Raw genomic sequence first — 13,865 nt, forward strand, 5'->3', positions numbered from 1 at the left:
CACTGCGTCTGGCTGTGCGAGCCCTGGCGTTCAGGAACGGAAGCGGTGGTGCTTCGTCCGCGAGGCCACTGCGGAGCGGGCGGAAAGCTGAGCGACCAGGAGCCGTACCACCGCGACAACATCGGGGTCGTCCACGAAGTACACGATCCGTCGGCCCTCCCGCCGGGAGCGCACCAGGCCACCACGCTTCAGCCTCGACAGATGCTGGCTCACCGTGGGCAGCGCAAGGGTGCCACCGGCCCGCTCTGCGAGGCCCGTCACATCGCTTTCTCCGTGGAGCAGTGTCCAGACGATGCGCAGGCGCGGCGGTGAGCCGAGCAATCCGAACACGGCGGCGGTTTCGTCCAGCACCTCGGCGGACCGGTCCACCACGTCATCCTCGCCTTCGCCGCCCTGAGGCGCTGTTCGGCTCCGCCGCCTGGAGTGGCGTTGCCTGCCCGGCCACTCAGTTTAGATGTTGCGCAAGTCATGTGGGGTGGTTCGCCCAGGAAAGCGTTGGGCGGTAGGTCGTGGACCACCCGGGAACCGTGAGGGAGGACAACAAGCCGTGGGCGGAACGGTTCCCGGCTCCCTGCCGTCCCAGTCCCCCGCCGCCGCACCGCTGAACGAGCGCGCCGAAGCTGATCGCGGCGACGAACACGACGTTGCCGCGGCCAAGGGTGGAGAGGGTGAGCAAGGCGCGGTCGCCGCCTGCACCACGCCTTGCGTGTCAGTCAGGTCGACGGGTGGAGCGGCACGACGATGGCGTGCCAGACCTCGTGGAGGGCTGTGGCCAGGTCTTCGACGTCGGTGGGGGTGTGGACGGCGGAAGGGGCGAGGCGCAGGATCTCTTCGCCGGGGCGGACGCTGGGGGCGTTGATGGCCTGGACGTAGATGCCGTAGCGATCGAGGAGCCGAGCGGCGGCGGCCGTGCAGGTGACGTCGTCGCCGATGAGGACGGATGCGATGTGGGAGTCGTCGGAGGGCGTGACCGGTAGTGATCCGTTGCGGCGGCGATGTTGTGCCGGCCGGCCTGGCGCATCAGGTCGATGGCGGGGGTGCGCAGGGTGGCCATGAGGCGGGGTGCTGTGCCGGTGCGGATCCGGGAGATGTCTTTGCTGTAGGTGACGTCTCGTGCGTGGTGCAGGGCTTCCACGGACCAGTGGTGCTGGACGAGTTCGGCCAGACGTGCGGGGCCTGCCTGCTCGGGCGTGAGGCTGGTGACGGCGTAGACGGTCTTCGTCTGGTTCCTGCCGGTCTGGTGGTTCACGCGGCGGCGTTTGATCTGTTTGCGGAGCTTTTGCTGGTTGCCCTTGGCCACCAGCAGATAGTGGCGGCCGGCCGCGACGATGTGGTGGGCGTACTCGCGCTGGGTGTGCATGGCGTCTGCGGTGACGACGACGCCGCTCAGGTCCAGGTTCTCCAGCAGCGGGGTGAAGGCGGGGATTTCGTTGCTCTTGGCTGCGACTTGGCGCTGGGCGATGACGGTCTGGCTGTCGTGGAGGGCCGCGGCCGGCAGGTGCACGGCGTGGCTGTCGGTGCGCGATCCGCGGACTGTCTGCCGTCGACAGCCAGCCCGGTCAGCCGGTCGGGTTCGTCGACCGGGTCGGTGGCGCGGCGGGCCGGCCAGGCGCCCACCGCATCATCAACCGTGTCCCCGTCCAGCCGCGCCAGCAGGCGTCCGAGGGTGGAGGCGTTCGGGGTGGCCCGGTGGAGGCCCAGTTGGTCGTGCACCTCAGGCGCCGCGTCGGTGGCGAAGCGGGGGATCTGCGCAAGCGACCGCGCGCCACCGAACGTTGCGACCAGGCACAGCCCCAGCAGTGAGCCGAGCCGGTAGCGGCGTCCTCGTACCCGGCGTAAACCGGGGAGGCGGTCGAACACAACTGGCCAGCGTGGCCAGTTCAGAGAGTCCGTGGGTGGACATGGCACGGCTGCGTCCTCGAAGTGGCGCGTGAGGACGCTGATCAGGGAAGAGTGCACGCGGACGCGGCTCCAGGTCGATCTTCGGTCTCAGCAACTTTGATCATCTGGCGTCGCGCCCGTCGTTTCCCATCGGCCATGCCACCCACGCCATGGGCCAGCGGGTCTGTGTTGCCGTGCGACCCGTGGAACAGTCCGGCGGGTGCGCGTGTCCGCACGGAAGTGTGGGAGAGATCAGCTCTGGGCGGTGGGCCGGACGACGATGTCGTTCACGTCGACCGCGGCGGGCTGTTCGATCGCGAAAGCGATGGCCCGGGCGATCGCGTCGGGCGGGATCGCGATGTCGTCCCGCATCTTTGTGATCTCTGCTCTGACCTGGCTGTTGGTTGACGCCTCAGCGAAGTCTGTCGCAGTCGCACCAGGTGAGACGGTAGTCACCCGCAAGGAGTCGCCGGCTTCCTGGCGCAGTCCTTCGCAGATGGCCCGGACCGCGAACTTGGTGCCGGCGTAGACGGCCATGGTCGGCACGATGCGAAACGCGGCCGTGGAGGCGGTGGTGATGAAGTGGCCGGTTCCCTGCGCCCGGAAGACCGGCAGCGCGGCGCCGATCCCGTGCAGCACGCCCTTCACGTTGACGTCGACCATGTGGTCCCACTCCTCGACGCGCAGATCGTCGAGAGGCGAGATGGTGCCGACTCCGGCATTGCTGACGAGTACGTCGAGTCGGCCGAAGCACTCACTGGCCAGCGCGACCAGGGCCTGCAGGTCGTCCCGCCGGGTCACGTCGGTGCGGATCTGCACGGCCGTGCCACCTGCCTTCTCGATCCGGGCCACCAGTTCCGCCAGGCGTTCGGACCGGCGCGCGCCGAGGACGAGTCGCGCGCCGCGTTCGGCGAGCAGCAGCGCGGTCGCTTCGCCGATGCCGCTGCTGGCTCCCGTGATCGCCACCACTTTGCCCTTGATTCCGGACATGAGTTGCCCTTTCCATCTTCGGCACCGGGGCCGGGGTGCCGAGTGCTAGCAGGCCCTGGAGGAGCGTCCGCCAAGCCGTTGCGCACTGGCAGGCCGGGTGCCGGTATGACCGTGTGAGGCCGTCGGTCATGCCGCGGCCCGTGCTCGCACACCAGTCTCCGATGGGCTTAGCCTGGTATCCAGACCGTATTTATTCTGGAACTGAAGGTGCCATCCGTCATGCCCACGCAGCCGGACCAACGGCGTCAGCTGAGTGAATTCCTGCGCAGCCGGAGGGAGCGCCTGACTCCTGACGAGGTGGGCCTACCCCAGACCGGTCGCCGTCGGACTCCGGGACTTCGCCGAGAGGAACTGGCCCTGCTGGCCGGGATCAGCGCCACCTGGTACACGTACCTGGAGCAGGGGCGAAAGATCCGTGTCTCCGAACAGGTGCTCAACGCCCTCGCCGCGGCGCTGCGGCTCGACCGGCACGAGCGCGATCATCTTCTCCAGCTTGCCGGTCACGCGCCTGCGGCCGAAGCCGAGGAACGCGAGCCGCTCCCGGCCGAGGCGGGTGCCGTCCCCCTGTTGCTCCAGCCGAACCCGGCGTACATCATCGGCGGCAACTATGACGTCCTCAGCCACAACCAGGCAGCCGACGAGTTGTTCCCGAGGCTCATCACTGATGCGGACCGGCCCGCCAACTTCGTCCGCTGGGTGTTTCTCGAACCGGTGGCCCGGGAGGTTCTGGTCGACTGGGAAACCGAAGCACGTGGCCTGCTCGGCCGGCTTCGGACGCTGTCGGCACGCCGTTCCGGCGACCCGCGGTACACCCGGCTGATCGAGGAGCTGAACGAGGGCAGCCCCGAGGTGCGGGACTGGTGGCCGCAGTACGAGGTGCAGGCCCGGCACAGCGGTCACAAACGGCTACGACACCCGCAACGGGGAGCGATCGATTATGCGTACACCGCTTTTCACTTGGCCGAGCAGCCGGAACTGACGCTGGTCGTCTATGCCGACTGCAGTGAACTGCCCGACGGGAGCGCAGCCGTGACCGGCGAATGAAGGAGGAGGGCGGCGGCAGTACCAGGGCTCACGGTACGGCGGCGAAAGGCCGGCGGCCACGCGCCGGGCAACTGCTGAAGATTGGGGGACCGTCTCACCGCGGGTGACGGGTGGGGCCCGGCCATTCTTCGATGCCGAGCTGCACGCGGTTACTTCCCTGTCGGCTCCGGGGTGGACGCGACCCCGGTGGGGTACGACGAGCCCAGTTCGTCTCGAACGCCGGGCCCAGACTGACCCCGTCCACCGAACCCGGTGACCCTTCATCTCGCCATCTGAGAACGCATCAGCCCTGGCCATACGGAAGACACACGCGCATGAATACGCCACCATTGCCGTCCGAAGCGGAGCGGACTGAGGGATCGCCCGTCCAGGTCGGTGGTCTCGTTCCGCTGACGCGGCCTGGCTGGGTCGAGGCGGGCCAACACTTGCTCGCCGGACTTGAGCTGGCCGTTGGCGAAGTCAATGACACCGGCGGGATCGACGGAGAGCCGCTGGAGTTGGTTGTCCGGGACACCGCGGCTGATCCGCAGCGGGCCGCGGCCACCGTGGAGGAATTGGCCGACCTGGGCGTTGCCGCCCTGGTGGGGGAGTACCGCAGCGTTGTCGCTCGCACGGCTGCCGCCAGGGCCGACGCCCTGGGCCTGCCGTTCCTGTGCTCGTCAGCGGTGATCGATGCGCTCACCGAGGAGCCGACGGAAGGGGTTGCGCGCGTGGCCCCGGCACAGTCGCACGGCTGGCAGGTCTACGCACTCGCGGGCAGATTCGGTTCTCCCGCACGCCAGGCATCAGCATGTGGCAATGGGCTTGGGCGCCCGTCCGAGTCGTTGACCGGGATCCGGCGCAACCCGGTCGCTTTCGGATCCTCCACGCCGGCTGAGGTACACATACCTCCGGTGCGCTCTCTCCGGCTCGCGCTCACACCCTGAGTCGGCGGCGGGGAGAGAACTCGACGTGAAGAACGAGCGTGGCTCCCTGCTGCCGGCCTCCGTGCGGGACTTCCACTCCGACCCTGCGCATCCGCTCGCCCAAGACTCTGGGCTGTGCCCGCACCGCACTGCGCTGTCCGCAGAAGGTCGTCACCGTCGGGGATCGGCGACCATCCGCGGCGGCCGGCTACGACGACTGGTTCAAGGCCGTCATGGACGCCACGCGGCTACTGTCGTTGGTATTCGTGTCGAAGTCGTTGCCAGTAGACACGATGATGGCCAGCGCGTCACGCGGCCCGTCTGGGCCGGAGTGCATCTGGCCGTCCGGCCCGGTGTAGGTGTTGGCCTGGATCCCGAACCTCACCGCGACGGACTGGAGCAGTGGCGGCAATGGCGGCAGCGGTGGCGGCACCTGGGCCAGGGCGATGTCGTAGTCGCCGAAGTCCCGGTGCGTGTGGATCAACGACCCGTTGGGGGGCAGGGCGGTGATGGTGTAGAACGGCCCGGCGACATAGAAGAAGAGGGCGTTCGCCGTGGTCTCCCCGAGGTTGTTGTACAAATCGAACTCCGTGGTGTCGGGGTTCGTGCCAACCAACGTGGACGTGCGGTGCAGGAAGTACAGGTCCACCAGGTTGGACCCGGGCGGTGGCGTCACGGGCAGTGGCGGGGCCTCCGCAGAGTAGGTCTTGATGTTCCGCGACAGGTTGGTGTCGCTGTCGTTGCCCGTCGGCAGCGCATTCACCACGCCGTAGGGCCACAGGTCGGGCACCGCGCCGTTGGTCGGCAGGCTGACCGTGACCCCGATCGCCACCGAGTGCTCCTGCGTCCCGCCGCTCTTGAGCATCGTCGGGTCGTTGTAGCGCAGGATCTGTGGAGCCGCGGGGTTGCTGTACACGAAGACGTTCGTGATCGTGATGCCATGCGGGTTGACACCATTCCACCGCACGTACGGCGGAAGCACCACGGTCACCTGCACCGGCGAGGTGGTGGGGGTGCTGGAGAAATTCCCGATGGTGATCGTCAACGTGCCCGACGGCGGGGTGGGCGGGGTGGCGAATGTGATCGACTGCGGACGCACGTAGAGGTTGACTGGGTTCACGGGCACTGTTCCACTCCTTGCGAGAGGCGAGATGCGGGCCCTGGCTGCGACATCCTTCATGCCGCCAACTCCACTACCGGGCCCGGCACTTCAGATAATCCGGCGGGTTTCGGCCATCCGTCAGGCGCGCAGGCCACTACGTTGTGGCACGCCGGATGCGCGCGGCCCCGACCCCGCGCTGCTGCGGGGAGCGCCTGCGCCGGGCTTGTTTGCGGCAGCGGGGAGAGCAGTACACCGCCGAGGCGGGATGCTCCACCCCAACCGTCCCAACCATCCCGCATCCCGGGCAGTTGGCGGTCCGCTGTTTTCCTGGGTCGTCGTGATGGGGATGGCATGCTTTGCATGCCGCGATGTGCAGCGCCGCGCTTCGGTCGGGGGCTTGGAGCACGCGCCGGCCGGGGTCTCGGTCGTCCACGGTTTTCTCCGGCAGCCGTCGCGTTCGATGAGCAGGCCGCAGGTACGGCTCGCGGTCTTTGCGGATTTGGACAACTTCCGGCGCGGAGTCGGATGTGTCGGGAGGGCCCTCGCTGCGGCTGATGGAAGCGATCCTGTGGTGGATCGTGGAGGTGGTGGGGGTGTGCGCTGGGTTCGGAAGCTCATGGTGGTTGGCGTGAATTGGCCACTCTTCGCCTGGGGCGCGACTGTGCCTGTCACGCTTCTACTCGCGAGTAGGCATGATGTTGATCATGATCAGGACAGCGGCTGCCGGAGCAATACCCCGGGACACCCAGGTGCAAGAACACCCGCGGACCTCGCTGACGGCGTATCAGCGGGACGTCTGGGCAGCGGGTTCGCAGGCTCCGCAATCGCCGCAGTTCAACTGCGTTCTCCACGAGCGTCTGCACGGTGACGTCGACCACGACCGGCTCGCCGGATGCGTCGAGAACGCGCTGCGCCGACACGAGACCTTCCGGCTGCGGTTCGGGGATGAGGAAGGCACCCCCTTTCAGTGGGTGTCGGGCGAGAACATCCAGGTCCGTCGGGTCGATCTCGCAGGCGAGCCGGAACCGCAGGTGGCCTGTGCTGAGTGGATGCGACGCTCGATGGCGAGGGCGCTGCCGCTTGTGGAGGGCGGGGCCCTGGTCGAAGCCACGTTGCTTCGGGAGAGCGCAGAGGTCGCACATCTGCATATCAAGGCCCATCACATCGTTGCCGACGGATGGACCATCAATCGGCTGAGTCATGAGGTCCTCGAAGACTACGCACGGGCCGTGGGTGCCTGGCCGGGCGGCGGCGTCGGTCATCGCAGTCCTTCCTCGTACCTCGCGTTCCTCGAAGAGGAGGCGGCCTACCGTGCCGGTGCCGAGGGGGACCGCGACCGTGCCTTCCACCGGGAGGCTCTCGCCGGTGTGGCGCCCGCGCTCTTCACTCGCACACCGGGCGGGGGCGGCCGCGGTCGCCACTCGTTCGTCGTCGACGGCCGCATCGTCGAACAGGTCCGGGCCGCCGGTCTCTCGCCGTTCGCCTACCTCACCGCCATGTTCGGTACCTGGCTGACGCGGCTGCACCGCAGTCAGGAGGTGGTCCTGGGTGTGCCCTTCCTCAACCGGCCGGAGGGCCACCACAAGGACATCCTGGGGCAGTTCGCCAACACGCTGCCGCTGCGACTGGCGGCGCATGGCGGACGGACGGTGCGAGAGCTGGTCGCCGACGCCCAGGCGGCGATCGTTGCACTGCGGCACCACGAACGGCTCTCGCTGGGGGATGCCCTGCGCGAACTGCCCACGAACAGCGCGGGTCCCCGCCAGCTCTTCGACGTAACGCTCTCCTACCTGCGCTGGTCGCGGCCGGCACCCATACCGGGTATCGCGCGACACACGGCCATCATGGCCCCCTCGCACGAACAGCACGCCCTGGGCGTCGTCGTGTCCGCCTTCGACGACACGGCCGACCTCCACATCGACCTGGACTACGCCCTCGACGTCTTCGATCAGGACCTGCCTGTCACCTCGGTCGCCGGCCACCTCGGCACGCTGCTCGCGCACGGTGCGGACATGGTGGACCAGCCCGTGACGGCCCTGTCGATGCTGACACCCGCCGAACACGAGGACCTCACGTCGGTGCGCAGTCACGGCCCGACCGTGCCCTATGCGGACCGGGCCACGCTCCATGGCCTGTTCGAGGAGCAGGCCGGGCGCCGGCCGGGGCAGCCGGCCGTCGTCGATGCCACCGGCCGGAGCCTGACCTACGCGGAACTGGACGAACGGGCCAACCGCGTCGCCCGGGCCCTGCGCTCGGAGGGGGTCGGGCCGGGCGACCGGGTCGCGGTGATGATGGAGCGGGGGCCCCAGCTGCTGGTTGCGCTCCTCGGCACGTTGAAGTCCGGGGGTGCCTATGTGCCGGTGGACCCCGGCTACCCGGCCGACCGCGTGCGGTTCCTGCTCGACGACAGTCGCGCCAAGGTGGTGATCCTCGATGACGGACAGCCTGCCGCCGCTGCGCCTGCGGGATCGAACGTGCGGCATATCGGCGAACTGCGGCACCCGAGCGGTGCCCCGCTCCCACCGCTGAGCACCTCCCGCGACCTGGCCTACATCATCTACACCTCCGGCTCGACCGGCCGGCCCAAAGGCGTGATGGTGGAACACCACAGCGTCGTCAACCGCCTGGCGTGGATGCAGCGACGCTATCCGCTCGACGACGGCGACGTCCTGTTACAGAAGACGCCGGTCTCGTTCGACGTCTCGGTGTGGGAACTCTTCTGGTGGGCCATCGAGGGTGCCACGGTGGCCCTGCTTCCGCCCGGTGGCCAGCAGGACCCCCGGCAGATCCTGCAGACCATCCGCCGGCAGCGCGTCAGCGTCGTGCACTTCGTGCCCTCGATGCTCGCCCCGTTCCTCGACCTGCTCCAGGCAACGCCACAGGCGCGCACAGACCTGGGCTCCTTGCGGTACGTCTTCTGCAGCGGCGAGGCCCTGCCACCCGAGCGCGTCGAGCAGTTCAACGGCCTCTTCGGGGCTGCCGGTACGGAGTGCCCGGTACGGCTGGTGAACCTGTACGGACCGACCGAGGCCACCGTGGACGTCTCGTACTACGACTGCCCCGGCGCCCCCGCCCGCAGCATTGAGCGCATCCCGATCGGCCGGCCGATCGACAACACCCAGCTCTACGTCCTGGACCCCGACGGCCTGCCGCAGCCGGTGGGCGTCGCCGGTGAGCTGTGCATCGGCGGCGTCGGGGTCGCACGAGGCTATCTGGACCGCCCGGAACTGACCGCCGAGAAGTTCCTCCGCGACCCGTTCACTCCAGGCGGACGCCTCTACCGCACCGGTGACCTCGCACGATGGCTGGCGGACGGCACGTTGGAGTACCTCGGGCGAATCGACGGCCAGGTGAAGATCCGGGGCAATCGCGTGGAAGTGGGGGAGGTGGCCAGCGCCCTGCGCGCGGTCCCCGGCGTCCGCGACGCCCTCGTCACCGACCACACCACACCTGCTCGCGGCATCCACCTCATCGGCTACTACGTCTCCGATGCCGTCCTCGACCCCGCACACCTGCGTGAGTTGCTCGCACGGACACTTCCGGCGTTCATGGTCCCGGCCTCCTTCGTACGTATCGACGCCGTTCCCCTGACCCCCAACGGGAAAGCCGACCGACGGGCGCTGCCCCTGCCGCAGGAGACGGCAACCAGCGGCCAACAGCCGCGCAACCCCACCGAGGCCCTGCTGGCCGAGATCTGGGCCGGCGTGCTGGACCGGGAGACCGTCGGCGTGCACGACGACTACTTCGCCCTCGGCGGGGACTCGATCCTGATGCTCAAGGTGCGCGCCCGCGCCGAGGCGCAGGGACTGCGGTTCTCCCTGACCGACCTCCTGCGCAACCCCACGGTCGCGGGACTGGCCACATGCACCGAGAGCCTGGCAACGCCCGTCGAGAACGAGGCTCCCACTCCGTTCGGCCTGATATCCGGCGTGGACCGTGCCCGCCTGGAGGGCGCCGAGGATGCCTGGCCGCTCACCCGCCTCCAGCTCGGCCTGCTCTACCACAGCCGTCAGCACGCCACCTCCGCCACCTACAAGGACGTCTTCCGCTACACCCTCGAAATCCCCTGGGACGAGGACAGCTTCCGGCGCTCCTTCGACGGACTGGTGGCACGCCATCCGGTCCTGCGTTCCGCCTTCGACCTGGCCGGCTGCTCCGAGCCGTTGCAGATCGTCCATCCCCAGGCACCCGGCGGCCTGGACATCGTCGACTTACGCCCGTTGGACAGCGCCACCGCCGACGCCGAGATCCGCGCGCACATCGACGAACGCCGCCGCCACGCCTACGCCTTCGACCAGACGCCGCTGTATCTCTTCCGGGTACACCTCCGGCCCGACACCGTCGACCTGGTCCTCAGCTTCCATCACGCGCTCCTCGACGGCGGAAGCGTGGCCAACCTCTTACAGGAACTCCTCCAGGACTACGCCCACGGCCTGGGACTGCCCATCGGCCCCGTCGAGGCCCCGCAACCACCCTCCGCCGCCTCCTTCGTCCAACGCGAGCGCGACGCCCTGGACTCCCCGCGCGCACAGCGGTACTGGAAGGAGAAGCTGGCCGGCTGTGAACCACCGCAGATCGAAGCGTTCACCGCGCACCTGCCCGCCACCGGCCACGCACCGGACACGCACCACGCCGACCTGCCCGACGAACTCATCGCCCAGGTAAGGAAGTTCGCCTCCGACCGCAAGCTGCCGGTGAAGTCCGTGCTCTTCGCGGCGCACTGCCTGACGTTGGCCGTCTTCGCCGGCACCCACGACGTGACCACCGGACTGGTCACCCACGGACGGCCCGAACTCGCCCACGCCGAACGCACCGCCGGACTCTTCCTGAACACCCTTCCCCTGCGGCTCGACGTCGCACAGGCCACCTGGCTGGACGTGGCGCGGGAAGCCTTCCAGCAGGAACTGGACAGCCACCCCCATCGCCGCTACCCGCTCAGCGCCGTCCAAGAGGATCACGGCGGCCCCGTCCTGGACACCGCCTTCAACTACGTGCACTTCCACCAACTGGCCGAGGTCCTCGGCCTGCCCGAGGTGCGCCTGCGGTCCTTCCGCACCTGGGAGGAGACCAACTTCCGGCTCCTGGTCAACGCGATCACCGACCCCGACGGCGGGCGCGTGTGGCTGCGCATCGACGGTGCCGGCGGCGCCCTTTCCATCGAGCAGCTGCGCCTCTATGCCCGCACCTACCCGCAGATCCTGCGCACGATGGTGCAGGAGCCGCATGCCCAGCCCGACTTGGCCTTCCTCGCAGCCGAGCCGGTCCTCGCCGCGTCCGCACCCCGTCCCACTGTCGTCGCGCGCTTCGCCCGGCAAGTCACCCGCACCCCGCAGACAACAGCGCTGGTGATGGGGGAGGAGCGGTGGAGCTACGGGCAACTGGGCCAGGCAGCCGACACCGTGGCTCGGAACCTGCGCGCGCTGGGTGCCCCGCCCCAGGCCCGTATCGGCATCGCCATGGACCGCTCGCCCTGGACGATCGCGGTGATCCTGGGCGTGCTGCGAGCCGGTGGGGCGGTGGTGCCGCTGGACGTCGGCTACCCCGCCCAGCGCCTGGCCCAGTTGCTCGAACAGGCACAGCCCTTCCGCGTCATCACCCACGCCGCCCATGCCCACCTCGTCCCCGACCCCGCCCTGCGGTTGCCTGCCGAGTCCGTCACCGAGGCGGTCCCAGGCTCGGCTGTGGAGCTTCCGGCCCACCCTTCCGCCGACGGCACCGCGTACGTGCTGTTCACCTCCGGCTCCACCGGCCGGCCCAAAGGCGTGACTATGCCGCACCGCTCCCTGGCCAACCTGGTTGCCTGGCAGACCGGCGCCGCCAGTGGTGCCCCGGGCGGCGCCACCTTGCAGTACGCATCCCTGAGCTTCGACGTCTCCTTCCAGGAGATCTTCTCGACTCTGTGCTCCGGCGGCACGCTGCACCTGGTGGCCGATGCCGAGCGATGCGACATGCCCCAACTGCTGCGACGCATCGACCGCGAGGGGATCGAGCGGGTCTTCCTGCCCTACGTGGCCCTCCAACAACTGGCCGAGGCCGCACAGGCACTGGACATCACCCCGCGGGCGCTGAAGGTGCTGATCTCCTCCGGCGAACAACTCCGCATCACCCGGGAGATCCGCAGGCTGTGCGCCGCGCTCCCCGGCGTCGTCCTGGAAAACCAGTACGGCCCCACCGAAACCCACGTCGCCACCGCCTTCACCCTCACCGGCGACCCAGCCACGTTCGCGACGTTGCCCCCGATCGGAGGTCCCATCGACGGCGCCGAGGCCCATGTGCTGGACGACCGGCTGCGCCCGGTGCCCGCCGGAGCACGCGGCACGATCCACCTCGGCGGCACCTGCCTGTCCGACGGCTACGAAGGCCGCCCCGACCTCACCAAAGAACGCTTCGTTCCCCATCCCTTCGCCGGCGGCGACCAGATGCTCTACGACACCGGTGACCTCGGCCTGGTCCTGCCGGACGGGACCATCGCCTACGCCGGCCGGGCCGACACCCAGGTCAAGGTGCGCGGCCACCGCGTCGAACTCGCCGAAGTCGAACTGGCCCTCAACGGCCTGGCCGCACAGTACCCGGGCCTGCGGGACGCCGCGGTGGTGGCCCGGCAGCACGACAACGGCGACTGCCTCCTCGCGGCCTTCCTCGTCGGCGACGACACCGGCGCGGACCTCACCGCCCTCCGTCGCCACCTGCGCACAGTCCTGCCCGACCACATGATGCCCTCCCACCTGCAGTGGATACCCGACCTCCCGCTGACCCCCAGCCGGAAACGGGACGACGCCGCCCTGCGCCACCTCCCCCTGTCCGCCACCACCACCGAGGCCACCACGGCCGAGCCGCGCGACGTCTACGAACACACCCTGACGCAGATGCTGGCGGACCTGCTGCACCAGCCCACCCTCGGCGTACACGACAGCCTCTTCGACCTCGGTGGCACCTCGCTCACCGCGATGCGACTGGTGGTCCAGATCGAGCAGCGCTACGGGGTGAACATCCCCCTGTCCGAATTCATCGCCACCCCCACCGTCGCCGGGCTCGCAGCACGCCTGCGCGCAGGCAACGCGATCGCCACCTACGACCCCCTGGTGCCCATCCGCCCGCACGGCACCCGCCCGCCGCTGTTCATGGTCCACCCCATGGGCGGCAACGTGCTGTGCTACCTGCGCTTCGCCCAGCACCTCCCCGGCGATCAGCCGCTCCACGCTCTCCAGGCGGCCGGCGCGGATCCAGGCACCACACCACTGCGCACCGTCGAAGAGATCGCCGGCAGCTATCTCGCCGCCCTGCGGAAGGCACAACCGCACGGCCCCTACACCATCGGCGGATGGTCCTTCGGCGGCTTCGTCGCCTTCGAGATGGCCCGCCAACTGCGGTCAGCGGGCCAGACAGTGGACCACCTGGTACTCCTGGACACCACGGCACTCAGCCGGGGACAACGCCAGCACCACGACGACGACGCGCTGCTGGGCTGGTTCTTCTGGGAACTGCTCTGGCTGGAACGCGGCGGAGACTCGCCCCTGGAGGCCATACCGGAAGAACTGACCTCGCTGACGGAGAAGTTCGACTTCATCGCCCGCCTCGCGACCGAGGCCGGTGTGCTTCCGGCCGGCAGTTCCGGGGCCGTCATCCGCCGACTCTTCCGCGTCTACCAGGCGAACTGGCAGGCCGCACTCGACTACCGCCCCCAGGCAACGGACCAGGAACTCACCCTGATCCGCGCCAGGGAGCCCCTGCCCGACGTCCTCGCCACGATGCACGGCGCGGCCGGCAGCCGCCACGCCGACGCGACCAACGGCTGGCGCGACATGACCGACGGCCCGCTCCACGTCATCGACGTACCAGGCGACCACCTCACGATCATGGAAGAACCGCACGTCCACCACGTGGCGAAAACGGTTGCCGACCTGATCCGCACCGACCCCGTCCGACCCCACCAGGAGAACTGA

6 protein-coding genes and 3 pseudogenes are annotated in these 13,865 nt (G+C 69.1%); 3 read left to right on the forward strand and 6 right to left on the reverse strand.

Features of this window, described 5'->3' with window-relative positions:
* Positions 1 to 30: 30 nt before the first annotated feature.
* From B073_RS0124520 to B073_RS0124540, 5 genes and pseudogenes are all read right to left on the reverse strand, one after another.
* Positions 31 to 369 (reverse strand): ArsR/SmtB family transcription factor, encoded by a 339-nt coding sequence (locus tag B073_RS0124520; protein ID WP_018540728.1) that lies wholly within the window; start codon positions 367 to 369, stop codon positions 31 to 33.
* 344 nt (positions 370 to 713) lie between these two features.
* The gene (locus B073_RS49095) at positions 714 to 1,142 is read right to left on the reverse strand and encodes an aminotransferase class I/II-fold pyridoxal phosphate-dependent enzyme (RefSeq protein WP_158690208.1); all 429 of its coding nucleotides are present in this window, start codon (positions 1,140 to 1,142) and stop codon (positions 714 to 716) included.
* Positions 1,088 to 1,609: pseudogene (locus tag B073_RS48110) on the reverse strand (ISAs1 family transposase); the annotation flags it as partial. The pseudogene B073_RS48110 and the gene B073_RS49095, both read right to left, overlap by 55 nt.
* An 8-nt stretch (positions 1,610 to 1,617) precedes the next feature.
* Positions 1,618 to 1,959: pseudogene (locus B073_RS49350) on the reverse strand (transposase family protein); the annotation flags it as partial.
* Positions 1,960 to 2,133: 174 nt separating this feature from the next.
* The gene (locus B073_RS0124540) at positions 2,134 to 2,871 is read right to left on the reverse strand and encodes an SDR family oxidoreductase (RefSeq protein ID WP_018540732.1); all 738 of its coding nucleotides are present in this window, start codon (positions 2,869 to 2,871) and stop codon (positions 2,134 to 2,136) included.
* Positions 2,872 to 3,090: 219 nt separating this feature from the next.
* Here B073_RS0124540 and B073_RS0124545 point away from each other — a divergent pair, with 219 nt between their 5' ends.
* Positions 3,091 to 3,915 (forward strand): helix-turn-helix transcriptional regulator, encoded by an 825-nt coding sequence (locus B073_RS0124545; protein WP_026247693.1) that lies wholly within the window; start codon positions 3,091 to 3,093, stop codon positions 3,913 to 3,915.
* A gap of 314 nt (positions 3,916 to 4,229) precedes the next feature.
* A pseudogene (locus B073_RS40975) lies at positions 4,230 to 4,664 on the forward strand (ABC transporter substrate-binding protein); the annotation flags it as partial.
* Positions 4,665 to 5,028: 364 nt separating this feature from the next.
* On the opposite strand, the gene B073_RS0124555 reads toward B073_RS40975, so the two are convergent.
* On the reverse strand, positions 5,029 to 5,940 hold the full coding sequence (locus tag B073_RS0124555; RefSeq protein WP_158690204.1) for a hypothetical protein: 912 nt from the start codon (positions 5,938 to 5,940) through the stop codon (positions 5,029 to 5,031).
* Positions 5,941 to 6,626: 686 nt separating this feature from the next.
* Here B073_RS0124555 and B073_RS0124560 point away from each other — a divergent pair.
* Entirely contained in the window at positions 6,627 to 13,865 is a 7,239-nt protein-coding gene (locus B073_RS0124560) for an amino acid adenylation domain-containing protein (RefSeq protein WP_078508164.1), read from the forward strand.

Source organism: Streptomyces sp. MspMP-M5, assembly GCF_000373585.1.
Lineage (GTDB): Bacteria > Actinomycetota > Actinomycetes > Streptomycetales > Streptomycetaceae > Streptomyces.

What these genes read in the sequence shown, in the direction of transcription:
- B073_RS0124540 (WP_018540732.1), bottom strand. Translation starts at nt 2,871, where the DNA reads ATGTCCGGAATCAAGGGCAAAGTGGTGGCGATCACGGGAGCCAGCAGC.
- B073_RS0124545 (WP_026247693.1), top strand. Translation starts at nt 3,091, where the DNA reads ATGCCCACGCAGCCGGACCAACGGCGTCAGCTGAGTGAATTCCTGCGC.
- B073_RS0124560 (WP_078508164.1), top strand. Translation starts at nt 6,627, where the DNA reads ATGATCAGGACAGCGGCTGCCGGAGCAATACCCCGGGACACCCAGGTG.